The sequence below is a fragment of the Hymenobacter agri genome (genome assembly GCF_054778495.1).
Genome location: NZ_BAAGZM010001218.1, coordinates 1 through 633, shown reverse-complemented (window position 1 = coordinate 633; position 633 = coordinate 1). Strand labels below are relative to the sequence as shown.

The window sequence follows — 633 nt, the reverse complement described above, 5'->3', positions numbered from 1 at the left end:
CCGCGCCCGCCGCCGCGCCGATTACCCCGAGGCCAGCCGCTACACCCAGGAAGCCCAGGCCCTGTTTGCCCGCCGCCACGACAACGCCGGCCTGGCCAAAACCTTCGTGCAGTGGAGCTTTATTGCCAGCGAGCAGGAAAACTCGCTGGCTTCACTGCGGGCCGCGCTGCAAGGGCTGCCCTACGCCGAGCGCGCCCACGACCAGGTGGCCCAAACCTATCTGCAGGTGGCGCTGGGCAGCGTGTACGTGCAGCTGGGCAACTACACCGAGGCCCTGCAGGTGCTGCAGCCTGCCCTGCGCCTGGCCAATGCCCGCGGCGACGAGCACATGCGCGCCGCGGCTTCCAACCTCATCGGCAATGCCTACTACAAGCTGCACGACTACCCCCGCGCCCTGCGCTACCTGCGCCGCTCGGTGGTGCTGAACCGCGCGGTGGGCGACCGCACCAGCGTCATCATCGACGAGATAAACCTGTCGGAACTGTACGTGGCACAACACCAGCTGCCCCAGGCTCTGGCGTATGCGCAGCGGGCGCGGGCCGCCGCCTACGCCACGCACGACGCCTTTAACATTCCGGCCGCGGAGCTGGCGGTGGCGCGCGTTCAGCTGTTGCAGGGCCGCCCCGATAGCGC

At 69.2% G+C, this 633-nt stretch carries 1 protein-coding gene; it reads left to right on the top strand.

Annotation, left to right across the window (positions count from 1 at the left end; genetic code table 11):
* A partial coding sequence (locus ACYVDE_RS25415; RefSeq protein ID WP_460504294.1) for a tetratricopeptide repeat protein occupies positions 1-633 on the top strand: 633 nt, incomplete at both ends.